This is a genomic window from Photobacterium sp. (assembly GCF_033720175.1).
GTDB lineage: Bacteria > Pseudomonadota > Gammaproteobacteria > Enterobacterales > Vibrionaceae > Photobacterium.
Genome location: NZ_JAWWDA010000005.1, coordinates 186,964 through 209,712, shown reverse-complemented (window position 1 = coordinate 209,712; position 22,749 = coordinate 186,964). Strand labels below are relative to the sequence as shown.

Here is a 22,749-nt window from a genome sequence, read left to right as displayed (position 1 = left end):
AATGGTCTTAGTTAAATCGGCTATGTACGGCGTGATGTACAATAATGCCTTGCTGCCGCGAACTGTCAATTTTAACCGTAGATTTTTTGAGTCAGTGTTGTTTTTTATTTAAATTAATTACTAACAAACTGTAGTCCCTTTCCTGCTATTTCCGTGAGCGATGTTCAGCTTAAATTCAGATATAAAACAATGTTTTTTATTTTAAGCTTAGGTTCAGTTTCCTTGTGTAGAGTAATCATCAACGAAACGAAGTACAGCAGATAACAACGTTAATCTGTACCTTATATAAAGAACAGGCAGGAGTGATTCATGAAAAAGTTCACAGCAATCTCATCGTTAATCTTGGCTACAACGGTTGCACTTCCGGCTTTCGCGGCTGACGCTGATTGGTTTGTTGGTGGTGGTGTCGGTTACCAGCAAGACGAAGTGAAAGGAACCCATGATCAAAACGGAGAAGATGCGACTTATCAGTTACGTGGTGGTGCGATTATCAATGATCATCACCGTGTAATGGGTACCTATAGCTACATGGATAAATCATCACAAGACATGTTATTAGCATCTTACGATTACCTGATACCGCTAGCTCAACAAGTGAACTTATTCGCAGGTGTATCGGCTGGTTTTGCTGATAGCGAGATTGCCAGTAAAAGCTCAACAGACTTTGTATGGGGTGGTCAGGTAGGCGCGATGTATGAAATTAATGATAGCTGGTCAACTGAATTAGCGTACCGTTATCTTGACCAGGACTACAGTGAAAATAACACTAAAATTGATTATTCACAGCAAGTTGTATGGTCTGTCGATTACAGATTCTAACACTCTGATGGTCGCTAACGTGTCATAAAATGAATAACAGGGAGAACGGTGTTCTCCCTGTTGCGCTATATGGACTGTCAAAACAAAATAGGAACATCGTTAGTGAAAAGTCAAATATTGAGCTTATTGCTTTATATTTGCTTGCAAACCATCCATTCGAATCCAGAGCACACTAAAAACGCCGTTTTGGATTGTTAATGTGATCTAGATCTCTATATACTCCCCTTCCGGCCAGAACCATTGAGTTCAGCCACCTTAGTTACAAGCTGTCACCAGGGAAATGTGAACGACCCACGGAGTTGGACCGGCATGATTTTTAGCTTGTTATCAAGGTGACTTGTATGTTGTTTGTTTGGGCGGACAGATCCTTATTGTCTAAGCGTTATTGCTTGGATCCCTCCTATGTTTGCTTTTTTCCTGAAAGCTTATGTTCCCCAATGACAACAAGCAGTAACACCTTCATTTTTCGATATCCATTTAAGAAAAGCAGTAGGACGAAATAATGCAGTTGTTAATTAGTATGGCCGGTATTTTGGTACTGGTAGTGTGCGCTTGGGTCTTTTCCGAGAACCGTAAAGCGATTAACTGGCGCACCGTTGGCGGAGCCTTGTTCTTACAAGCAAGTTTTGCCGCTTTGGTACTGTATGTACCCGCTGGGCAAAAAGCGTTGGGGGCGATGAGCCGTGGTATCGCCAGCGTACTGGGGTTCGCGGATGAAGGGATCAAGTTTCTGTTTGGTGATCTTGCAACGTCCGGTTTCATTTTTGCAATTCGCGTCCTTCCTCTTGTTATCTTTATCAGTGCTTTAATTTCTCTTCTTTATTATCTTGGCGTGATGCAATGGGTGATCAAAGTGATCGGTGGTGGCATTCAGAAGTTTTTGGGTACCAGCCGTGCAGAATCATTAGTTGCAACGGGCAATATCTTCCTTTCTCAAGGCGAATCACCGCTTCTGGTTAAACCTTTTCTTCCTCAAATGACCCGTTCAGAACTCTTTGCCGTAATGACTGGCGGTATGGCTTCTGTCGCGGGCAGTGTGCTAGGTGGTTATGCTGGTCTTGGTGTTGATTTAAAATATCTGATTGCTGCAAGTTTTATGGCCGCGCCGGGTAGTTTGCTAATGGCTAAGATCCTGGTGCCCGAGCAAAACGTTGCCGTTGAGCAAACGGATATTGAAATGGCAACCAGCGAGCATAGCAATGCAATCGATGCACTGGCTGCGGGTGCCATGAACGGGATGAAAGTCGCGGTTGCTATCGGTACGATGCTGATTGCTTTTGTCAGTGTTATCGCAATGGCCAATGCTGGTCTTGAAATGGTTGGTGAATGGTTTGGTATGAGCAACCTGACACTGCAAGGTGTTCTGGGATATATCTTCTCGCCTCTGGCCTTTGTGATTGGCGTACCTGCGAGTGAAATGCTGCAAGCGGGTGCATTCATTGGTCAGAAATTGATCCTGAATGAGTTTGTCGCATTTCTTGATTTTGTTAATGTGAAGGAAACCCTCTCATCTCAGAGCCAGATTATTATTACTTTTGCCCTGTGTGGTTTTGCTAATATTGGCTCGATAGCGATTCAGATTGGTTCTATCGGGGTGATGGCTCCTGAGCGTCGCGGCGATGTCGCAAACCTTGGCTTCAAAGCGGTATTGGCTGCAACCCTGGCTAACCTGATGAGTGCTGCGCTAGCGGGTATTTTTATTACGCTGTAATTTTACTCATCTGTTATAGCTCCTGCGGAGGAGCTATTGATCATGAGCTGATATTTAAGCCGTCATTGATAGTGACGGCTTATTATTTTCCTCGTTATATAAATAGATGCTTTTTGAGCGTGTTTATTGTTGATCAAACTGCTTAATCAGTACTGAGGTATCGGCGCGATTAAAGCCGCGCTTTTGCAGCTCGGCATACTTTTCATCAACTTGTTTAGCCAGTGGCAGATCAACCCCCAGTTTCTCTGCTGCATCAAAGCAGATGCCGAGATCTTTACGCATCCAGTCAATGGCGAAACCAAAGTCAAACTTGTCCTGTGCCATCGTGACAGCCCGATTTTCCATCTGCCATGAACCTGCCGCACCGTGTTTCAGTACATCGGTCATTTTTTCAATATCCAGTCCGGCAGATTTAGCCAGAGTAATCGCTTCAGACAAACCTTGTAGTATACCTGCAATACAAAGCTGATTTGCCATCTTGGTAATTTGACCGTAGCCAACATCGCCCATTAAGGTGCTGGCTTTTGCATAACATTCGATAACAGGCTTGGCTTTTTCAAACACATCAGCGTTACCACCGACCATTACCGTCAGGCATCCGTTGACTGCGCCAGCTTCACCGCCAGAAACTGGTGCATCAAGAAAATCGGCTTGAACCGCTTTGGCGGCTTGTGCAATTTCACGTGCAACTTCAGCGGATGCGGTGGTGTTATCAATCAGGATAGTACCGGGTCGAATGGTTGATAGAATACCATTTTCACCGATATACACCTGGCGAACATCGCTGTCATTACCGACGCAGGTAAAAACAAAATCCGCCTCTTTTGCCGCTTCTGCCGGAGTCAGAGCCAGTTGGCCGTGATGGCTTTTAAGCCACTTTTCTGCTGTTGCTGTCGTGCGGTTATAAACAATAACATGATGACCTGCATCGGCAAGGTGTCCCGCCATTGGGAAGCCCATAGTGCCGAGTCCGATAAATGCGATATTTTGCTGAGTCATTATAATAGCTTCCCTGTTTTGTATTTAATTTTAGTTACGGCAATATATACCCAAACCGTCTCAAGATGTAGCGTCTAGCGAAGATTCCATCAAACAGTATCAATGATAATGTTATCCAGCTCTACCCTAAAAGCAGGCCTTAGGTAGCTGGTAATACTGAGATCATAAGAGCTGTCTGAATTCTCCCAGAGCTATGCATCTTGAGGTACTTTGGGTATAAGTATGTTAACGTCGTTGCTATAGCAACTTAAAAGGATATTTGGGTTTATCATGGGTAAAAAAGAACTAGATACAAAAATTGTCACCGCTGGACGATCGAAGAAATGGACTCAGCATTTGGTCAACCCCCCGGTAAGCCGCGCATCGACAATTGTTTTTGATTCAGTCAAAGAAATGAAGCATGCAACGGCTAACCGCGCCAATAAAGCGCTGTTTTATGGTCGCCGGGGCACTAATACCCATTTCGCTTTTCAAGATGCGATGGTTGAACTGGAAGGTGGTGTTGGTTGTGCTTTGTATCCATGTGGTACCGCGGCGATTTCTAACGCGATTCTGTCATTTGTGAAAAACGGCGATCATATTCTGATGGTTGACGGTGCCTATGAGCCCACTCGTGAATTTTGCGACAAGATCCTAGATAAAATGGGGGTGGAAACTACCTATTATGATCCCATGATTGGCGAAGGTATTCGTGAGCTGATCCGCCCGAATACGACGGTACTCTTTCTTGAATCTCCTTGTTCCATTACGATGGAAGTACAAGATGTGCCGACGCTTGCACGTATTGCTCATGAGCAGGATCTGGTTGTCATGCTGGATAATACCTGGGCATCTCCAATTAACTTTCAGCCTTTTGAGCATGGTGTCGATATTTCAATTCAAGCTGCAACGAAATATATAGTGGGTCATTCTGATGTCATGCTGGGTACCGCAACGGCCAATGAACGTTGCTGGGACCAGCTACGCGAAAGCAGTTACCTCATGGGGCAGTGTACTTCTCCTGATGATGTGTACCTGGCGATGCGTGGTTTGCGTACGCTTGGAGTACGCCTGAGGCAACATGAGCAAAGTAGTCTTAAAATTGCTCAGTGGTTGTCAGAGCGCGAAGAAGTTGATCATGTGCGTCATCCGGCTTTTGAAAGCTGTGAGGGGCATGAGTTCTACAAGCGTGATTTTAAAGGTTGCAACGGGCTATTTTCTTTGGTTTTAAAACGAGGAAATACCCAAGCCTTAACGGCTTTGCTTGATGGTATGGAACATTTCAGTATGGGTTATTCATGGGGGGGGTTTGAAAGCCTGATCCTGGCGAATGAGAATATCAATGCGCTGCGTACAGCGAAGAAGAAAGACTTTGCCGGCCCGATGCTGCGTCTTCATATCGGCTTAGAAGACGCTGATGATCTGATCCGTGATCTTGAAAAAGGCTTTGAGCGTTTTAACGCCGTATTAGACAAGTAATCAGGCTGTCTTCGTAGTAGTATTTTTCTATCAGCTGTTTTCATCTTAATAGAGGCCGTATCAATGGCCTTTATTTTTTCGTGATAGTTATTCGATGAATTTTAGCCTTTGATCTCATGACGTAACTGCGTCAAAAATCCTTTCATATATTCAGTTCGCTTAACGGCTTCTTGTCTTGCCGCTGCGGTGTTCATCGTATCCTGCAACTTAAACAGTTTAGTGTAGAAGTGATCAACCGTAAAGAGCTTATCGTTATAAACACGTGTTTCACAAAAAGGGTCTTCATCTGAATACAGGCTTGCATTGAAAGAGGTACCGACCTGAATACAGCGCGCAATACCGATCGCTCCTAACGCATCGATGCGATCGGCATCTTGCACTATGGCGGCTTCTAATGTTCTTACCGGTATATTTGCACTGTAGCTATGTGCCTCGATGGCGTGTCTGATGTCAGCATAGTATTGCTCGGGATAACCCACAGAACGCAAAAAACGGATAGCTTCTTCTGCCGCTAAGCGCGATGCACAATGACGCTGAGGGTGATCTTTCGGCAGTGAAGCACAATCGTGTAGCCAGGCGGCAGGAATGATAATTTCAAGCTTGGCGTTTTCCTGGTGGGCAAATTGCTTAGCGGCCACCACAACCCGCTCAATGTGGCTAAGATCATGAGCAGGATCGGTTGCCATCATCTGTTGCACGTATTTTTTGAGTTGTGGCTCGATATGTTCCATTTGCTGTATGTTCCTCAGAAAACCAATTATCAAAAGTGTATTTTGCTGGACTTAAGTCGCTGGCTCAAGTTTATGTCGACATGAGTTTTTCAAAAACATGATGTTGTGATCGGGGGGCTTCTCTATTGGTATTAATTTGGTCAACCTAGAAAGTGCCGGAAGACTCAAGGTCAGAGCGAAATGGGCTCGCTGAAGTTAAGGTGTTAGACGGCAGTAACCCCAGTTTAACGAAGGTTAGGATACGGGAAATAAAGCATGCCAAATCAGGCTGCGAAAATGGCAGATTTTTTCTGATCATATAGACTTAGACATCATCAATAAGCCAGTTGTGCATATTTGTCGTAGGAGTATATGAATACCGGGGGGAAAGATTTCAACTTTGCGAAATTAATCTCTTTTATCGAATAGTCGATGAATATGGGAAACTTTTTATTAAAATGGGGGTGGTTAGTTTACCTGAAAATATAAAAGTTGAAGTGAATAATTGATTTTTATAAATTGTTGTTAAGTGATTGTATGTGAATTTATTGTTAATGAGAAACAGACCCTAAGGGTCTGTTTATTTATCATCTTTATTATTAGGACATTCAAAAAAACCTAGCCTGTTTTTTCTTAATCGTTATTGATACCTAAATATATAAAGAAGGTGAGCAAATTTAACTGCCAGTTATGCAGCTTGTATCATATTTATCGAGAATATTTGACCATCATGAAAATTCACCGGTACTACCATATGTACTTCAGGTAACAACAGAAAAGCACCATCATTATGCATTTTTACAATGATTTGTAAGCGCTGGTCGATTGTTTCTTGTAGTTGGGATGTACATGGTTTACTCACTTGAGTGCCAAACTGACTATAATGACCATTACTGGAATATACCCAGATGCTGAAAGGGATTTTTTCTCTTTCAAGCTGCTCTATAAAATCAGTGATATTTCTCATAAAAAGTCCTTTTTATTAAATCAATATCTTTATATTGACGCATTAGTATTATGGAAGGATACGTATATATTACAATTTGAATTCATAACCGTTATTCGAAATATGTGACGTCAGCAAGGTTTTCTTGAGAATTTAAAGAGCTATCCAATATTGTTTTCATAGCCTCTGCAAGAGAAAACAATAATAACGAATTATTTAAAATGATAAACAAAATACATGTAAAGTGTTATTAATCAGAATTATTATAAAATCGGATTTTTATATAAAACACATCCCATATGTTGTGTTGTAATATTGAATAATGGTACAGGATTATGATGCCGTTAGGTACAGAGGTAATACCAATCGGTGTTTAGTCACGTTCAGGACTGTTTAGTACCCGTTTAAAAAGCGTGAAAGCTACCGCACAAGGCATTTGATAACGATGGACTTTAAACCTTAGTTCGCTATGATGATTTCGGCTACGGACTTTATAGCGAAGTAGTTTGAGACCACTATGTTGTAATAAGCTGTTTTGAGAAGAATTTATGTCAGATACACCGGTAAGACTGATTCAGAGAGTCACATGGATTGGAGCAATAGCTAACGTTGCATTAGCACTGTTAAAAATCACTGTAGGTAAACTGACAGGCAGCCAGGCCTTAATTGCCGATGGTGTCCATAGTTTTTCAGATTTAGTGACTGATACGGCAATCTTGATTGGTTCAAGGTACTGGACCGCACCTGCCGATAAAGAGCACCCGTACGGGCATGGACGTTTTGAAACCCTGACCAATATATTTATTGGCATACTGCTTGCCGTTGTCGGGATAGGGATTGGCTGGAATTCCATTGACTCGATTGGCCAGGAATCAAATACCACACCTGGAATGCTGGCCTTTTGGGCCGCTGTCGCATCTATTCTGGTGAAAGAAGTTCTGTATCGTTGGACAGTGATTCAGTCTAAGAAAATTAATAGTCGTGCTTTGTATGCTAATGCTTGGCACCACCGCTCAGATGCATTGAGTTCATTACCTGTTGCTGTCGCTGTTATTGCAAACTACTTTGTACCTGATTTGTATTATCTTGATCAGATTGCCGCTCTGCTGGTTACTGCAATGATATTGAAAGCGGCCTTCGAGATATTGTGGCCTGCAATAGTGGAAATCACAGAAGCCGAAGCAGACAGTGAGATTGAAGCTAAAATTCAGCGTTATGCTTTGCAGGATAGTGATATTCGTGAAGTTCACGCCATTCGTAGCCGCCGTACAGGCAGTATAATTTTGTTAGATTTCCACTTGTTGGTGGATCCGGTGATGAGTGTCGATAAGGCCCATACGATCACTGAAAACTTTAAGAGCCATATTCTAAAACAGATAGATGAAGTGGTTGATGTGATCATTCATGTCGAGCCATATACCTGTGCCGAACGGGTTATTAACCCGTGCTGTGATTGCGATGAGTGTCATGATGAAATGTAAGGCGTTGAAGGCTTGTTTGGTGATGAGCTAGTCGCTTTAATGCCTCTGACTAAGAAAAACGTCTGCAAACTTGCAGGCGTTTTTTTGTTTTATAAGCAAACTCTGTGTGCACTTTTTTATGATTACCATATTATTAAGATTGGCTGGGCTGTCAAATATTCACCAGTATGGCGAATACCAACCCAGATAATAACTATGGTTGGTTTTGTACCGCGATAAAGATGTTGGATTAGTACTGCTTAGATAGCCTGATTAAGCCTTGGACCGGCGCTGTAAAGGGAGAAAGAATATGCCGTTGATCAGAGTGAAATCGCTTCTATTTGACCATGAGGTCAATGTTTCTCAGGTCGTGTGTAATCTATCACAGGCAATGTCTGATGCGACCGGCATTGAACCTCATCATATTATGATCACCTGGGAATATCTGTCTGCGGGTCATTATGCGCATGGCGGTAAAGTAACCCAGACTCAACCTATCAATAGCCATCCGGTGCTGATCGATCTTATCGCACCAAATTTTAATACCGAAGATCAGATTAAGGCGATGCTAGAGCTAATCGCTAACACTGTCGCAGAGCTGGTGCCGATCGCGAAAAATAACATCTTCATTAATTATACCCCTGCCTATAGTGACGGTGTCTATGGTGACGGGCATGTTGTGGAATGGGATCTGTAGCGCCGGACAACAAGAGAGAGGGCTTCGTTACAATTAAAAAACCAATCACCTACCAGTTGCGGGAGGTGATTGGGTGACAGTCATGGCTTTTATACCGTTTTTTCGCTATTCATCTTATCGACAACATAGCCCTGGAAACCTCTGACCATTAACTCTGCCAGTTTCTCTTGCTGGCTTATTGTTTCCACTCTGGATGCGATGGTTGTGATCGATAAATTATTAGCCGTGCGGGTAATGGAAGCCAGTACGTCTGCTTTTATCTGGTTGTCAATTTGACTGGTGTAGGCGAAATCCAGTTTGACATAAGCCGGACGGTACTTGCTTAGATACCCGATGGAGCTGAAGTTGTGGCCAAAGTTATCAATACCAAAACGGAAGTTATTCTGATGAATGATCTCGCATAACAGGCCGGCATCATCGCTGTTTTTAATGAAGCAAATCTCGGGTAACTCAAACAGGATACGGCTGCTCAAAGCCTGGCAGGATTGCATCTTATTCGATAACCAGTGTATGAAGCCAGTATCGTTGACACTGTTTTGGGTAATGTTAACGGCAATTGGCCCCAGTTCTGGGTTGGCTGCAAGCTTATCGAACAGTTGCTCAAGAATGTGCATATCGAGTGGAGCACCCGCGTTAAGCTGTTCAATTGCGCCGAGGAACTGGCCTGCGGAATAACGTTGCTTGCCTTTCTGAATATAGGCAAAGACTTCCTGGTGCAGAGGCATTCCGTCATGGTCGACGGCTTTTTGATAGTTAAATTTAAATAGTTTGCTGGCGATCGCTTCTTCTACTACTGCTTTCCATTGCTGCTTGCCCATAGCTGATTGCCGTTTACCCGGTGCTGATGGTGGCACGATATCAAACAGTGCCAAAGGCTCTTGTGCTTGCTGTCTTGCCTGCATTAAGGCGTTATCAGCCTGAGCCAGAATTGTTGTGATATTGTCGTCTTCACGGCGCATCACCAGACCCACAGCAGCTTGTACAGGGGCTGCATCTAATGAGGTCATGTTAAGCATAGAGCGGCCAATCATTTTAAGCTCTGATGCCGTAATGTTCGGGGCAATGAGCATGAATTCCGACTGGTTCAGGCGTGCGATCGTGTAATCATCCGTTGCCAGTTCTTTCAGCCGAACCGCGAGTTTCTGCACGAATTTATCACCCGCTTCATAGCCCTCTTGAGCATAGCAATCGGTGATCTGGTCAACTTTTAACAGGGCAACCCCTCCTTCCGGAGGGTTAGAGAGCCAATATCCGAGCTGGATCATCAAGTAACTACGGTTCGCCAGGCCAGAAACAGGATCCTGATAGGCGCGTATTCGGAGTTTGTCGGCCTCTTGAGCTTGCTGCTCAAAATGCATTTTAAGTTGATTACTCATTGAGTTAAAGGCGAGAACCACATCACTCAACTCGCGGGTACGGGGAACAGATAAAGGCTGACCAAATTGGTTATCAGACATTTCTCTGGCGCGGCGCTGAATCGATTTTAATGGCATTAAGACTTTCGACAGAATAATAGCCAGAACCACTGCGCCAAACAGGAAGGTCAGAAGAAAACCAATAACCAGCTGCACGGTTGCTTTCCATAGCTGGATATAAGCATGAGCCGGACTACTGGTCACAGAAAGGGTTGCCAGTTGCATCCAGCCACTAGTCAGTGTGGTCGATTTCGTTATTGGCTGAATGGCAATAACATTACGAAACCATTCCGGCACGCCTGAAATTGCTGATGGGTACCTACGCTTCAACTCGGTATTATCTTGCAACATGTCCAGGGTGATTGCACTGTAGAAACTGCCATCAAAAGTTGCATTGATAATGGACTCGGCTGAAACTTTATCGTCAGCTTCCAGATAAGGAGACAGCGCCATACCGACAGCACTGATAGCATTATCCATTTCGGTCGATTGCTGTTCGCGAAGAAAATCTCTCGTGGTATGAAACTGGATAACAAACACGGAGGTGATGAGTGTAAAAAATACAACCAGCATCCATATCAAAAGTTGTCTGTATAGTGTCATTGTGATCACTTATCAAAGTTAATGTTTGGTCGGTGTAGTTGGATGTGGGTTGAACGCTGACGTAAATCATTCCACAAACTTAAACGGGAAGAATTCCCGGCCAACTGTCCTTGTCCTTTTTGCTTCATCAGCCAGAGCTTGCTACCGTTAAAGCTGTAAATAGGCAGTAGATCCGGGCGTTCATTAGCGGGCTTGATGTCGCCGTTTAAGTTATCAAGTAGCAAAGGTACCGCCGAAGGGGTAGGGTAGTAGGCTACCACCATATGAAACTGGTTTAAATTTAGCGCTTTTACATATACCAGTCGGAGCTTGTTATCGGCAATGCCAAGTTCACGAAGTGTGAAGTATTTTGCAATACTGAAGTCTTCACAGTCTCCGGCCGCCGCGCCAAGAAATTCTAGAGGGGTGGCCCAGTAGTCAGTTTTTCCCCATAACTTGATATCATCGATAAAGATCAGTTGGTTAAAGAAGCTATTTACCTCTGCAAGTTTGGCGCTTTCGTCAGTGGTCGCAATGTCATTGATTAACTGGTGCCACGCATTCACACGCTTTCCAGCACGCTCCCCGTAAAATTGTGCGACTTTGTTGATTTGCTTTAACTCTTCGCTATCAGTCAACGCAATGGCGCTGGCTGACAACAAGATACAGCAAATCCAGAACATAATAGTCTTCAAGGCAATTGGTCTACTGTTGGATCCATGAGCTGTCACTTACTGTGATAATTAATATACTTTCAGGCGCTTTCTTTTTGCCTGCTGTACTCTTTACTAGACGGTGCTGCGCAGGTTTATGGTTTATCAATCCGTTATTGTGACAATAACAGGTCCGTGGCGTTGAGAATATGTAATTGCGCCAGAATATCATTGTAAGAAATGCTTTTAAAACAGATCAATCGCCCATAATCAGAAAAATCCGGATAACTGAAGGTTGAGTTATTTGTTTGATTTCTGTTGCAAGTGTGATTGTTTTGTTATTGTCTGAGTGATGGTGAACAAACATGGAGTGTCTATGAAAGCATGTGAAGCGAATTTTGATGGGTTGGTTGGTCCGACTCATAACTACAGTGGGCTCTCTTTTGGCAATGTCGCTTCAGAGAAAAACCAGGCGAGGGCGTCTAGTCCTAAGCAGGCGGCCAAGCAAGGGTTGGCGAAAATGAAAGCATTAACCGATATGGGGTTAGTGCAAGGTGTATTGGCACCTCAGGAACGTCCCGATATTAATACACTGCGCCGTTTAGGGTTTACAGGCAGTGATCAGCGCGTGATAGAGCAGGCAGCAAAGCAGGCCCCAAAAGTTTTGACGGCTTGCTGTTCAGCATCAAGTATGTGGACAGCCAACGCGGCCACGGTTTCTCCGTCAGCGGATACCGCCGATGGAAGAGTCCATTTCACCCCGGCTAACCTGACCAATAAATTTCATCGTTCGATCGAACACGAAACGACAGGACGTATTTTGCAGGCAACTTTTGCCGATCCTGACCATTTTGCTCATCATCAGGCACTGCCGGCGGTTGAACATTTTGGCGATGAAGGTGCAGCAAACCACACACGTTTTTGCCATCAATATGGTGAGCAGGGGATAGAGTTCTTTGTTTTTGGTCGTTATGCGTTTGATAGTCGTCACCCGGCGCCGAAAAAGTATCCGGCCCGTCATACGTTTGAGGCTTGTGAAGCCGTTGCGCGTCTGCATCAGCTAACCGCTAAAAATGTTGTTATTGCCCAGCAGAATCCAGATGTTATTGATCAGGGCGTTTTTCATAATGATGTTATTGCGGTGGGTAATAAAAATATACTGTTTTGTCATGAACAGGCATTTTTAAATAAGCAGTCTGTCTATAAGGATTTGCAGTCCAGAGTTGGGGGGGATTTTACCATTATCGAGGTACCAACCAGCGCGGTCTCGATTGATGATGCGGTGACCAGCTATTTGTTTAATTCGCAACTGTTAGAACTGCCTAATGGCGAGACCTTGTTAGTTCTGCCTGAAGAGTGCCGTTCAAATCCGCGAGTTTGGGCCCATGTAGAGCAGATCCTGGCAGCGAAGAAAGGCATTGATCAGGTGCGTGTATTTGACCTTAAGCAAAGTATGGCAAACGGTGGTGGTCCGGCATGCTTGCGTTTACGTGTTGTTCTTAATGAGCAAGAGCAGAAAGCCGTTAATCAGTCGACATTGATGAGTGATCAATTATTTAGCCGCCTGAATACCTGGGTTGATGATCATTATCGCGATAGTCTCTCGGAAGCCGATCTGACTGATCCCTGTTTATTGGATGAGTCTCGTTGTGCTTTAGATGAGTTAACGCAAATTCTACATCTTGGTTCTGTTTATCCATTCCAGCGTTAGAGTCAGGGCAGTGCTGAGCCTTGCATTTAGAGGTTACTTGGCTACGGAATTGAATGTAACCTTGACCCGTTTCTCTTTCGCCAGCGATAATAGGGGCAATTGATATAAATTGTCACCATAATGGAGTCAAAATGGCAAAGCTAAGCTTACAAGAGCAAATGCTGAAAGCAGGTCTTGTTGACAAAAAGAAATTAAAAAAAGCGGCGAAGACATCTAAGAAATCGCGCGTTCAGGCAAGAGAGGCCAAAGCGGCTGTTGAAGAAAAAAAAGCTGCGCAATTGGCTCAGGATCAAGAGCTAAACCGTCAACGAGACGAAGAAGCACAAAAAAAAGCTTTTGCATCTCAGATTAAACAACTTATTGAGATGAACCGGATTGACCGTAAGCACGGCGATATTGGTTATAACTTTACAGACGGCTCACTGGTTAAGAAGATTTATGTTGATAAGAGCATTCAAGATCAGCTAGTGAAAGGTCGCTTGGCGATTGTTCGTTACCTTGATGGCTATGAAGTTATCCCGGGTGTTGTTGCCGATAAAATAGCCCAGCGTGATGATGAGTGTATTGTCCTGAATAACATTGTTGAAGAACAAACGGTGGAAGAAGATGATCCGTACGCAGACTTCGCCATCCCTGATGATCTGATGTGGTAACGTTATTAGCCCAATGCTAATAAGGGTCACTATTCATTCATAGTGTTGCCTTGTTTAAAGCCTCGAATAAGCTTTGTTTATTCGAGGCTTTTTTTGTCTCATTTTTATAATTAAGTCGTTATTTTTGCCGGAAGTTTCTTCTCTTAAGGGTTTCTTAAGTTTCCCCCTATAGGCTTGCGGGTAGATTATCGAGAGTCTATTCGGGGGTGGCTATGCAAGCCTATCAAGCTGTACTTTCTCAATATGAAATAGTGGTGGCCGATGTCAGCCATCCGCGCCGTCGCGAAATAGAATATTATATCTCGCATCGGTATCAGCAAGCGTTTCAGGCGACGATCTGTGAATTCATGCCTTACCTGGTGGCCTTGTTTGATGATCAGCAGGCGTTGGTTTCTGTCTGTGGCTATCGCCTTGCCAAAGATGAGCCGCTATTTCTGGAGCAATATCTTTCTCAACCCGCTGAAGTGTTGATGTCGACGCATTTCCAACGACGCATTTCCCGTGATTCACTCATCGAATTCGGTCAACTGGCTTCATTTTCTTGCGGAATGGCTCCTGTACATTTTTCCGCGATGATCCACCTGCTGCTTGAGCAAGGGTATCACTGGTGCATTTTCACCGCGACCGGTCCTCTGTACGCCATGATGAATCGTATGGGCCTGAAACCCCATTCTCTGATGGATGCGGATCCGACTTATATCGCTGATGCCGATGCCGTGTGGGGCCGTTATTACCACAGCAAGCCAAGAGTTTCGGCAGGAAACCTAGAGGATGGACTGGCAATGATAAATCATCGTATTTCCCGCTTTAACGGCCAGATAGAGAGACGGGATCGCCTTATTAATCCTCTGTCGTTACAGAACATATCGTTACCGCAACTGTCGTTGACGGATGCAGAGAAAAGGAGTTAACGATGGAAGGGATCATCGAAGCGTTACACCGATTTGCCATTGAACGTCCAAACCAGATTGCTTTGCTTGGTGAAGAGTGGGAAAAAGATGACGCAGAAGGGCATCAACCCTGTCAGCTGAGTTACGCCCGGTTACTGGCTGAAGTCGAGCGAGCCGAACAACAGATAATCAGTAGCGGTTGCAAACGTATAGCATTACGGGCTGAGAACGGGTTCGATTGGGTTATCGCAGATTTGGCCTCAATGAAAGCCAATATTACCCTAGTGCCAGTGCCGATGTTTTTCTCTGCCGCTCAGGTGAAACATCTGTTAGCTTCAGCCCGGATTGATGCAGTGTGTGGCGATTGGCAAGGCGTATTGGATGATGGGAACCATAAGGAAAACCCAATTAGCCGGATTGCCGGGTTGCCGCTTTATCAATATTGTTCTGAGCAAGAAGCTGTGCATGACTTGGCGCTGCCTGCACAGACGGCAAAAATCACTTTTACCTCCGGGTCAACCGGGCAGCCTAAAGGCGTTTGTCTGAGTCAGACGCATTTAGAACAAGTCGCCAATGTTTTATCGGCATCGCTGCTGGCGTCAGGCACCGACATCGAACGTCATATGGTGTTACTGCCTTTATCTACCTTGCTTGAAAATGTCACCGGTTTGTATATCCCTCTGTTGTTGGGTGCAACCAGCGTTATTGTACGAGGTGAAGCGTTGGGACTCACCGGCTCCAGCCAGTTTAAGGGAGCCGTATTTGCCCAGGCTCTGGCGAAGTACCAACCGCAAAGCTTAGTGGTAACGCCGGCACTGTTAACGGCGCTCGTCCGCATTGCTGGCCAAGCGCCGAGGTTGATCCAATCCTTGCGATTTGTCGCGGTCGGCGGGGCAAAAGTCTCGCCCGCTTTGTTACAACAGGCGCACCAGTCAGGCATTCCAGCCTATGAAGGCTATGGGTTGTCAGAGTGTGGATCTGTTGTCAGCCTGAACCTTCCGGGAGCCATGAAACCAGGTAGTTGCGGCCGAGTGCTCCCTCACTGTCAGATCAGCATTGAAGATGACGGCGAAGTGATGGTGGCTGGATCGGCGATGCTGGGTTATGCCGGTGAAACCAGCTCTTCGAAGATGATTGCAACCGGTGATTTAGGCTATATCGATAGCGAGCAGTTTTTGCATATCACTGGCCGCAAAAAGAACCAGCTGATCACGGCGTACGGCCGGAATATCTCACCGGAATGGATTGAATCGGAAACACAGACCATTGCCGGACTCGAACAATTTGTGGTGCTCGGGGAAGGAAAAGACGCCTTGGCTGCGGTGGTATTTAGCTCGCGTCCCGACTTGATTGAAGCCGGTATTGAACGGCTGAACGCCGGATTACCCGATTATGCTCGAATACAGCATGTTGTCGTATCGCCAGATCCCCTGCTTTCAATTCCCGGCCTGATGACCAGCAACGGTCGGCCGCGACGAGATGCTATTGCTGATTATTTCCATAATGAACTTTTTGAAAAGGAAAATGCTATGTCTCAGAGCCCCTCATTTTTTAATGTCCTGAAACAGCAGACTGCCGATGCGCAATCTTACATGTACAGTGCCCCTGTTTTTGAAGCTTGTGCGCAGGGACAGATCACCATGCAAACCTATACGGCATTTCTGACACAGGCTTACCACCACGTAAAGCATACCGTGCCGTTACTGATGGGTTGCGGCTCTCGTTTACCTGAACAGTATGAGTGGTTACGTCAGGCGTTAGCAGAATATATCGAAGAAGAGAAAGGACACCATGAATGGATCCTGGACGATATCAGAGCCTGTCAGGCAGATGCCGACTCAGTGAAACACAACCAGGGTGAAGGGCGGATGTGTGCACCAATAGAGCTGATGGTGGCGTATTTGTATCACCAGATAGATCGCCGTAATCCCATGGCATTTTTCGGTATGGTCTGGGTATTGGAAGGAACCAGTGTCAATGTTGGTGGCCAGATGGCCAAAATGATCCAATCGACACTAGGGTTACCCGATAAAGCCATGGTTTACCTGACATCTCACAGCACGTTAGATCAGGAACATATCAAACTATTTGAAGGCCTGATGAATAAGATTGATGATCCGGTTGATCAGCAATCCGTCATCGACGGTGCCAATATGGTTTTCCGCTTGTATGGCGAGATGCTACACAGCTTGAGTCAGCCAGTTCACGCCCGTTCGGCAAATGCAGCATAAGCCAGCCAGATAACAGGAGTATGTTATGGAACTGAAAGCGAAACACATTCTGCTGACCGGAGCGAGTGGGGGGATAGGCTCTGCTCTGGCACTGGCTCTCGCTGAACAAGGAGCCAATCTATTGCTGGTGGGCAGGAAAGAAGCAGCCCTGAACGAATTAAAAACCAGCTTACTGCGTCCGAGCGAGCACCAGATCCTTGCCGTAGATTTATTAACGACAGAAGGAATGAGCGAACTGGATCATACATGCAAGCAATGGCGAACCGAAGGACGGGGCATTGATGTCGTCATAAATAATGCCGGGATCAACACCTTTGCTTTTTTGTCACAGCGAGATGCAAAGTCAATTCAAAGCGAAGTCAGCCTTAATGTTATTACGCCGATTTTATTAACCCAAAAGGCCATTCAGTGGATCCGACGTCCGGGTATTGTTCTCAACATCGGGTCGACTTTCGGTGGGATAGGTTACCCCGGATACAGTGTCTATAGCGCAACGAAAGCGGCCCTCCATCGTTTTAGTGAAGCGATGAACCGAGAGTTAGAAGGTACTGAAATCAAGGTGCTTTTTATTGCCCCCCGGGCGACACAGACAGCCAGTAACGATCTCCGGGTCAAAGATATGAATCAGGCCCTGGGAAATAAAACCGACTCGCCAGAATGGGTGGCTCAGCAAGTGATAACTACGCTGACGCAAGAAAAGCCCGTGACATGGCTGGGGTGGCCGGAAAAAATATTTGTCCGAATTAATAACCTGCTGCCCAGAGTAGTGTCAGCAGCAATCCGTAAACAACATGCCACGATTACTGAGTTTGTCAGTAAACACTCGTAAGCCAGGAGATATTTGCTATGTATGACCTCAAATGTAAACCGACTAAATTGTTGTCAACGATTGCCGTTGCTTGCACATTCGGCCTGTCTGCCAGTGTTGCGGCTGCTACGCTGGAAGATATTCAACAACAGTGGTCAAAATGTCAGTACGACGTGTTTAATAAAGACAACAAAGTGGCCTGCTTTGAACAAGTGATAACTGACAATCAAACAGCATTGAATAAAGATCCGGGCCGGAATGATTTAAAGGTGTGGTTAGCGATCAATAAAAGCAGTCTGGCCGGTGCGAAAGGGGGGCTAGGTGCGTTGTCGCTTGTGAAAGAATCTAAGAAACTATTGGAAGATGTGATCAATAAAGAGCCAGAAGTGCTTGATGGATCAGCATTTACCAGTTTGGGTTCGCTATACTACAAAGTACCGGGATGGCCGATTGGCTTCGGCGATGATGATATGGCGGAAACCATGCTTAAAAAAGCATTGGCAATAAACCCTAATGGCATCGACCCTAATTATTTTTATGGTGATTTTCTGGCTGAAGACGGACGAAAAGCGCAGGCTGTGGCCTATCTTAAAAAAGCGCAACAGGCCAAACCCCGGTTAAACCGTGAGTTAGCAGACCGAGGTCGACAGCAAGAAATTAGTAACCGATTGAATGATTTACAATAAGGAATGGCAATAAAGCATGCGGATTTTGCTGGTAGAAGATGATTTTATGTTGGGTGAATCCATGGTGGCATCGCTTGGCCGCCATGGCTATACCGTCGATTGGCTCCGGCAGGGAATGGGTGTTGAAGTCGCGCTCAATACCGAAGAGTTTTTAGCCATTATCCTTGATTTAACCTTGCCGGATATTGATGGTTTGCAAGTTCTGAAAAAGGTGCGAAACGCCGGCCATAAACTTCCTGTTCTGATCCTTACTGCCCGAGATGGTATTAATGATCGTGTTAAGGGCTTAGATGGCGGCGCTGATGATTATCTGGTTAAGCCCTTCGCCCTGGAAGAGTTACTGGCGCGGTTGCGGGCCTTAGTGCGCCGTATGGCTGGAAGTGTCGAGGAATGTATTGAAATAGGGGAGCTTTCTATTTCCCTAAACGCCAACGAAGTTCAGTACCGTAATCAGCCCATCAAGACGACTAAAAATGAATTCAAGATCTTAGCAACACTGGCCACCCAGGCCGGACGGGTATTGAGTAAAGAAAAGCTGCAACAGTGCCTGCATGGCTGGGACGAATCCGCCAGTGATAATGCCATCGAAGTTCATATCCATAACCTTAGAAAGAAAATAGGAAACGATCTGATCAAAAATATCCGGGGCGTGGGGTATATCATTGAGCGCTGAATTTTCTATAACGAAACGACTAATTATCACCACGACAGTGGTTGCCAGTTTGTTGGTGATAATTTCGACGGTATGGACTTTTTATGAAACCCGCCATGAAATCAATGAAATTTATGATGCCCGACTAGGCCAGTCCGCAAAGATTTTAGCGCTGAGTATGAAACATTTGCTCAATGAACCATTTCCGGATCAAACCAAGATCTATGCTGACTGGTACAGTGGCATTCAGATTCAAGCTGCGGGTCGTGACGATACCCCGACCCAATACGGACATGCCTATGAACAGAATCTGATGTTCCAGGTGTTTGATGAAAAAGGGAGCCTGCTGTTACGCTCGCCGGGGGCACCTGTATCGCTCTTTGTCCATTCGACCGCGCAGGGTTATATAGACTTTGACATGGCAGAAGAAGCGTGGCGTAGCTTTCTCATTGCGGTACCAGTGTTATCAGGCGATAGCACTTCTGCGTATTTGCTGGTGGCGGAAAAACGATCGGTACGGGATGAGCTAATGGATGATATCGCTCTTTCTACGGTTGTTCCCCAATTGGTTTTGATCCCACTGTTGGCGCTGGTTATTGTGATCTTATCCAACAAATTTCTTCGTCCAATCAGAGAGCTAAAGCAAGCCGTCGCTCAGCGTAGTATCAATAAGCTGGATTCTATCTCTGTGCCTAATCCGACCGTAGAATTGAATCCATTAATTGCTCAGTTGAATGCGTTATTCAGTGAGTTAGATAAAGCTTGGCAACGGGAAAAACGCTTCACCCATACTGCAGCTCATGAGCTGAAAACACCATTGGCAGTGTTGCGGCTGAATACAGAAAATGCGCTTAATAGCCGAAATAAGGACGAATTACACGCTGACTTACAGCAGGTTCTTGCGGGTATTGAGCGTAGTGACCGATTAATTCAGCAGTTGTTGATGTTATCGCGCATTGAGTCTCGTCATGATATTCAATTCGAGCCGTTTGACCTGATCACCTGCTTACAGGATGCGATTTCAGGACTCGCACCGTTTGCATTAAAACAACAGCAAACGTTATCACTCAATGGTCCAGACAAGATGGTGATAAAAGGTAACCCGACATTGTTACTGAGCTTATTTAGTAACCTGATTGACAATGCCGTGCGTTATTCAGGCGCAGGAAGCGTCATTTCAGTCAATGTCACGGAGACTGACAGTCTGCCAGAACGATCCTGGGTAAAAGTACAAGTTACAGACAGCGGCGTATCAATCCCACCGTCTATTCATCATAAGATTTTCGAGAAGTTTTTCCGCGCCCACTCAGAACAAGGCGATGGTGCAGGGTTAGGTATGTCAGTGGTACTCGATATTGTTAATTTCCACGATGGGCAGTTACAGCTGCTTCAGCCGGATTACCCGCAAGGCAACACCTTTGAGGTATGTTTGCCGAAAGGTTGTTGAAATCACTATCCCGAATAGCACTGCATGAAGGAGTGAAGCTAGTTCCTGTAGTACGGGGCGTGCCACAGGAACTAGGCCTCATAGAGTTTTGTCGCTATAGGCTGAATTTATTCCGCATCAATTCTTTCGCTAATGGAGAAAACGGTTGCCTGAGTTTGTTGATTACCCCACTTATTTGTCAGTTTAACCGGAGGAGCGGTGATCTGAAGTTTCTTTGCACGCTTCAGGTTTTGATAAGCCTTGGCATAGTACGTCGGGCTGGCATTGATCGCCTGTTCTAAATAGTTGACAGAGGCCTCATAATCGCCTTCAAGCATCGAGAAATAACCAATGTCATTGAGTGCTTCAGCCGGTGACATTACGTGCTGCAGTGAGTCAAGAGCATCTTCATAGCGCTTGCTACGAATGTAAATCAAACCTAAATTTGACCACGCACGCTTGTCATCAGGGTAAAGGATAGTTGCTCGTTTATTGATGATTTCTGCCTGTCTGGTATCTCCGCTAAGATAATATGAATAGCCGAGGTTGGTCAGGGCTGAACGTGATTTGCCGTCCACTCGCAGGCAGCTACGATATATCAGCTGGGCTTGGTCGTGACGGGCATCTAAATCGGTAATAATACCTAGTGCAATGTAGGCGCTAAATGGCGAAGATTTGTCAATACTCAGCTGGCTGGCAAAGGTATCCAGATTAGGATCCCAATCCGCCTTCCCTTGCCGTTGTTGATCCATTCGGATGGTACGTAAAAGGTGTTGCTTTGCGTTATCACGCTCCCCGAGTTTTAATTCCATGATCCCCGCGGATGCGGCATATTGAATATTATTCTCATCGATAAGCGCGGCTCGGCTGTAGGCAATTTTCGCCAATTCAGAGTTTCCCCGCTGTTGGTGTATGTAGCCTATTTTATAATAAGCTTGATCAGCTTTATCTTGAGTTGGAAAACTCAGAGCTCGAATATATTCGTAGAGCGCAAGGTCTGTATTTTTTTCTAAATAGGCTTTGTCACCACGAATCATCGCCTCTTCCGGTGTTGCTGGCGGGAAATCACCGCTTAAGCCCAGCGTTGACTTACCATCATAAAGTTCATGATCAAAGTTAGTATTTGAAGCGTTAGTCTGGTCTTCCTGAGTTGCACATCCACTAAGTAAGGATGAAAGCAATATACTCAGGAATATGAGAAGCTTGATATTAGAGCGTATTAGGTTCATTCATTATCTCCCTTAATCCTTACTGTTAGGGCTATCCCTAGATCTATTATTTTCCGAACACTTCCAGTACTGCGACAATAGCCGGGCCGATGGCGATGGCGAAGAATCCTGGCCATATGCAAGTAACTAGTGGAAAAATCATTTTGGTGCCTATCTTTGCCGCTTCCTCTTCGGCTCTTTGCATGCGTCGGTCACGAAATTCCACAGCATATTCTCTTAATGTGTCGCCCATGCTGGCTCCTAGCTTGACCGATTGACTGATGATGCTAACAAGCCCTTGTAACTCAAACAGACCTGTTCGTTGGACAAATTGCCCCAGAGCGGACGGCATCGGCACACCAACTCTGACTTTTCGACCGACTATTTGCAGCTCCTGACTTAACTCAGGAGAAATGGCGTCTATTTCGTTGGCGACTCGATTTAACGCGGCATTGAAACCCAAGCCAGCTTCTGACGTAACCACCAGCAAATCCAGAGCATCGGGAAAGGCGTTGGCAAGTCTACGGATTCGTTTTTTTGCTATTTTCCGAAGAATTATGTTGGGTATAATGGTGGCTAAACCCATAGCCACTAAAGTATAAAATAATATTTTTTGTGAGGAGAGCTCGGGCATGAACCGAGTCCCGACCAGTACGCTAAAAAGAGCAAAAATGACCAGTAAAATTTTAATGGCATAAAAATTTGTCAGCGCTTTTTTATCTTCATAACCTGCATGCATCAGTAGCGCTTTAGTGCTATCCCTTTCTTTGGCCGATGTCGGGGTAATGTATTTATCAATCGACTCCAGGGTTTTATCAAAATGTTTTTTCTCATTAACACTTTTGCCAGGTACAACATTTAGATGCGAGATTTTATTGAGTTTTCTTTTTAACGGGCTAAATACACTGGAGAGTAGTATTGCAATACTGATCGTGAACGCTACGGCACTGATGAAAAATAAGCCAAGGAAAATCCATTCGGCCTCTTTTTCATTACCGACTAACCCCATAATCAGGGTGATAAAGTAATCCATA

20 protein-coding genes and 1 pseudogene are annotated in these 22,749 nt (G+C 45.1%); 14 read left to right on the top strand and 7 right to left on the bottom strand.

What is annotated here, in order from left to right; all coding sequences use genetic code 11:
- Window positions 1-309: 309 nt before the first annotated feature.
- Window positions 310-819, top strand: a complete 510-nt coding sequence (locus R3289_RS07930) for a porin family protein (protein WP_318924983.1) — start codon at window positions 310-312, stop codon at window positions 817-819.
- A 502-nt stretch (window positions 820-1,321) separates the two neighbouring features.
- Window positions 1,322-2,530: a NupC/NupG family nucleoside CNT transporter gene (locus tag R3289_RS07925; RefSeq protein ID WP_318924982.1), complete on the top strand. Its 1,209-nt coding sequence runs from the start codon at window positions 1,322-1,324 to the stop codon at window positions 2,528-2,530.
- Window positions 2,531-2,653: 123 nt separating this feature from the next.
- Here R3289_RS07925 and R3289_RS07920 read toward each other — a convergent pair whose 3' ends face one another.
- Window positions 2,654-3,529 carry an NAD(P)-dependent oxidoreductase gene (locus R3289_RS07920; RefSeq protein WP_318924981.1) on the bottom strand — a complete coding sequence of 292 codons (876 nt, stop codon included), beginning with the start codon at window positions 3,527-3,529 and terminating at the stop codon, window positions 2,654-2,656.
- Between the two features lie 270 nt (window positions 3,530-3,799).
- On the opposite strand from R3289_RS07920, the gene R3289_RS07915 reads away from it, so the two are divergent.
- Complete coding sequence (locus R3289_RS07915; protein WP_318924980.1) at window positions 3,800-4,987, top strand: cystathionine beta-lyase; 1,188 nt, start codon at window positions 3,800-3,802, stop codon at window positions 4,985-4,987.
- A gap of 101 nt (window positions 4,988-5,088) precedes the next feature.
- Here the strand turns inward: R3289_RS07915 and R3289_RS07910 are convergent, their stop codons facing one another.
- Window positions 5,089-5,718 (bottom strand): HD domain-containing protein, encoded by a 630-nt coding sequence (locus tag R3289_RS07910; protein WP_318924979.1) that lies wholly within the window; start codon window positions 5,716-5,718, stop codon window positions 5,089-5,091.
- A gap of 667 nt (window positions 5,719-6,385) precedes the next feature.
- Window positions 6,386-6,664, bottom strand: a complete 279-nt coding sequence (locus tag R3289_RS07905; RefSeq protein ID WP_318924978.1) for a hypothetical protein — start codon at window positions 6,662-6,664, stop codon at window positions 6,386-6,388.
- 527 nt (window positions 6,665-7,191) lie between these two features.
- On the opposite strand from R3289_RS07905, the gene R3289_RS07900 reads away from it, so the two are divergent.
- Window positions 7,192-8,124, top strand: a complete 933-nt coding sequence (locus R3289_RS07900; protein WP_318924977.1) for a cation diffusion facilitator family transporter — start codon at window positions 7,192-7,194, stop codon at window positions 8,122-8,124.
- A 289-nt stretch (window positions 8,125-8,413) separates the two neighbouring features.
- Window positions 8,414-8,800, top strand: coding sequence for a hypothetical protein (locus R3289_RS07895; RefSeq protein WP_318924976.1), 387 nt, complete (start codon window positions 8,414-8,416; stop codon window positions 8,798-8,800).
- Window positions 8,801-8,889: 89 nt separating this feature from the next.
- Here R3289_RS07895 and R3289_RS07890 read toward each other — a convergent pair whose 3' ends face one another.
- On the bottom strand, window positions 8,890-10,818 hold the full coding sequence (locus R3289_RS07890; protein WP_318924975.1) for a LapD/MoxY N-terminal periplasmic domain-containing protein: 1,929 nt from the start codon (window positions 10,816-10,818) through the stop codon (window positions 8,890-8,892).
- 5 nt (window positions 10,819-10,823) lie between these two features.
- On the bottom strand, window positions 10,824-11,480 hold the full coding sequence (locus R3289_RS07885) for a transglutaminase-like cysteine peptidase (protein ID WP_318924974.1): 657 nt from the start codon (window positions 11,478-11,480) through the stop codon (window positions 10,824-10,826).
- A 346-nt stretch (window positions 11,481-11,826) separates the two neighbouring features.
- Between R3289_RS07885 and astB the strand changes: the two genes are divergently transcribed.
- From astB to R3289_RS07840, 9 genes and pseudogenes are all read left to right on the top strand, one after another.
- Entirely contained in the window at window positions 11,827-13,161 is a 1,335-nt protein-coding gene (gene astB, locus R3289_RS07880; protein WP_318924973.1) for an N-succinylarginine dihydrolase, read from the top strand.
- A gap of 131 nt (window positions 13,162-13,292) precedes the next feature.
- Window positions 13,293-13,814, top strand: a complete 522-nt coding sequence (locus R3289_RS07875; protein ID WP_107283239.1) for a DUF2058 domain-containing protein — start codon at window positions 13,293-13,295, stop codon at window positions 13,812-13,814.
- 212 nt (window positions 13,815-14,026) lie between these two features.
- Window positions 14,027-14,725: a thermostable hemolysin gene (locus R3289_RS07870; protein WP_318924972.1), complete on the top strand. Its 699-nt coding sequence runs from the start codon at window positions 14,027-14,029 to the stop codon at window positions 14,723-14,725.
- 2 nt (window positions 14,726-14,727) lie between these two features.
- Window positions 14,728-15,765: pseudogene (locus R3289_RS07865) on the top strand (AMP-binding protein); the annotation flags it as partial.
- A gap of 468 nt (window positions 15,766-16,233) precedes the next feature.
- Entirely contained in the window at window positions 16,234-16,935 is a 702-nt protein-coding gene (locus R3289_RS07860) for an iron-containing redox enzyme family protein (protein WP_318925037.1), read from the top strand.
- Between the two features lie 25 nt (window positions 16,936-16,960).
- Entirely contained in the window at window positions 16,961-17,764 is an 804-nt protein-coding gene (locus R3289_RS07855) for an SDR family oxidoreductase (protein WP_318924971.1), read from the top strand.
- 17 nt (window positions 17,765-17,781) lie between these two features.
- Window positions 17,782-18,429, top strand: coding sequence for a hypothetical protein (locus R3289_RS07850; RefSeq protein WP_318924970.1), 648 nt, complete (start codon window positions 17,782-17,784; stop codon window positions 18,427-18,429).
- A gap of 16 nt (window positions 18,430-18,445) precedes the next feature.
- The gene (locus R3289_RS07845) at window positions 18,446-19,102 is read left to right on the top strand and encodes a response regulator (protein WP_318924969.1); all 657 of its coding nucleotides are present in this window, start codon (window positions 18,446-18,448) and stop codon (window positions 19,100-19,102) included.
- Window positions 19,092-20,528: an ATP-binding protein gene (locus R3289_RS07840; RefSeq protein ID WP_318924968.1), complete on the top strand. Its 1,437-nt coding sequence runs from the start codon at window positions 19,092-19,094 to the stop codon at window positions 20,526-20,528. Before R3289_RS07845 ends, R3289_RS07840 begins: the two co-directional genes overlap by 11 nt.
- Window positions 20,529-20,635: 107 nt before the next feature.
- Here R3289_RS07840 and R3289_RS07835 read toward each other — a convergent pair whose 3' ends face one another.
- Both R3289_RS07835 and R3289_RS07830 read right to left on the bottom strand, forming a co-directional pair.
- Window positions 20,636-21,736, bottom strand: a complete 1,101-nt coding sequence (locus R3289_RS07835) for a tetratricopeptide repeat protein (protein WP_318924967.1) — start codon at window positions 21,734-21,736, stop codon at window positions 20,636-20,638.
- Between the two features lie 46 nt (window positions 21,737-21,782).
- Window positions 21,783-22,748, bottom strand: coding sequence for a type II secretion system F family protein (locus tag R3289_RS07830; RefSeq protein ID WP_318924966.1), 966 nt, complete (start codon window positions 22,746-22,748; stop codon window positions 21,783-21,785).
- Between the last annotated feature and the right edge of the window lies 1 nt (window position 22,749).

What these genes read in the sequence shown, in the direction of transcription:
- R3289_RS07930 (WP_318924983.1), top strand. Translation starts at nt 310, where the DNA reads ATGAAAAAGTTCACAGCAATCTCATCGTTAATCTTGGCTACAACGGTT.
- R3289_RS07925 (WP_318924982.1), top strand. Translation starts at nt 1,322, where the DNA reads ATGCAGTTGTTAATTAGTATGGCCGGTATTTTGGTACTGGTAGTGTGC.
- R3289_RS07920 (WP_318924981.1), bottom strand. Translation starts at nt 3,529, where the DNA reads ATGACTCAGCAAAATATCGCATTTATCGGACTCGGCACTATGGGCTTC.
- R3289_RS07915 (WP_318924980.1), top strand. Translation starts at nt 3,800, where the DNA reads ATGGGTAAAAAAGAACTAGATACAAAAATTGTCACCGCTGGACGATCG.
- R3289_RS07910 (WP_318924979.1), bottom strand. Translation starts at nt 5,718, where the DNA reads ATGGAACATATCGAGCCACAACTCAAAAAATACGTGCAACAGATGATG.
- R3289_RS07905 (WP_318924978.1), bottom strand. Translation starts at nt 6,664, where the DNA reads ATGAGAAATATCACTGATTTTATAGAGCAGCTTGAAAGAGAAAAAATC.
- R3289_RS07900 (WP_318924977.1), top strand. Translation starts at nt 7,192, where the DNA reads ATGTCAGATACACCGGTAAGACTGATTCAGAGAGTCACATGGATTGGA.
- R3289_RS07895 (WP_318924976.1), top strand. Translation starts at nt 8,414, where the DNA reads ATGCCGTTGATCAGAGTGAAATCGCTTCTATTTGACCATGAGGTCAAT.
- R3289_RS07890 (WP_318924975.1), bottom strand. Translation starts at nt 10,818, where the DNA reads ATGACACTATACAGACAACTTTTGATATGGATGCTGGTTGTATTTTTT.
- R3289_RS07885 (WP_318924974.1), bottom strand. Translation starts at nt 11,480, where the DNA reads ATGTTCTGGATTTGCTGTATCTTGTTGTCAGCCAGCGCCATTGCGTTG.
- astB (WP_318924973.1), top strand. Translation starts at nt 11,827, where the DNA reads ATGAAAGCATGTGAAGCGAATTTTGATGGGTTGGTTGGTCCGACTCAT.
- R3289_RS07875 (WP_107283239.1), top strand. Translation starts at nt 13,293, where the DNA reads ATGGCAAAGCTAAGCTTACAAGAGCAAATGCTGAAAGCAGGTCTTGTT.
- R3289_RS07870 (WP_318924972.1), top strand. Translation starts at nt 14,027, where the DNA reads ATGCAAGCCTATCAAGCTGTACTTTCTCAATATGAAATAGTGGTGGCC.
- R3289_RS07860 (WP_318925037.1), top strand. Translation starts at nt 16,234, where the DNA reads ATGTCTCAGAGCCCCTCATTTTTTAATGTCCTGAAACAGCAGACTGCC.
- R3289_RS07855 (WP_318924971.1), top strand. Translation starts at nt 16,961, where the DNA reads ATGGAACTGAAAGCGAAACACATTCTGCTGACCGGAGCGAGTGGGGGG.
- R3289_RS07850 (WP_318924970.1), top strand. Translation starts at nt 17,782, where the DNA reads ATGTATGACCTCAAATGTAAACCGACTAAATTGTTGTCAACGATTGCC.
- R3289_RS07845 (WP_318924969.1), top strand. Translation starts at nt 18,446, where the DNA reads ATGCGGATTTTGCTGGTAGAAGATGATTTTATGTTGGGTGAATCCATG.
- R3289_RS07835 (WP_318924967.1), bottom strand. Translation starts at nt 21,736, where the DNA reads ATGAACCTAATACGCTCTAATATCAAGCTTCTCATATTCCTGAGTATA.
- R3289_RS07830 (WP_318924966.1), bottom strand. Translation starts at nt 22,748, where the DNA reads ATGGATTACTTTATCACCCTGATTATGGGGTTAGTCGGTAATGAAAAA.